Here is a 258-nt window from a genome sequence, read left to right as displayed (position 1 = left end):
ATGCCGCCGCGTTGCGCGACGCGGGCGTCGACGTCTCTATCCTGATGCCCGCCTATCCGTCCGCGCTGGAACGCGCTGTCGACATCGCCCCAGTTGCGCGCATGACCGGCCTGCCCGGCGGCGACGCGCGCCTGCTGCGCGGGCGGATGCCCGACACGGGCGTGACGGTGCTGCTCCGGCAAATGGACCACCTGTTTGCACGCGAAGGCTTGTACCGCGATCCGCAAGGACGCGATTACCTCGACAACCTCACGCGCT

The 258-nt window shown here is 69.4% G+C and carries 1 protein-coding gene; it reads left to right on the top strand.

Annotated features, from left to right (window positions below; translation table 11 throughout):
• Positions 1–258: glycogen/starch synthase (locus tag SB822_RS58705; RefSeq protein WP_410859324.1), on the top strand; the 258-nt coding region annotated here is incomplete at both ends.

Source organism: Paraburkholderia sp. SIMBA_054, assembly GCF_046534875.1.
GTDB classification, from domain to species: Bacteria; Pseudomonadota; Gammaproteobacteria; order Burkholderiales; family Burkholderiaceae; genus Paraburkholderia; species Paraburkholderia hospita.
This window is presented reverse-complemented; position numbering and strand designations above follow the sequence as displayed.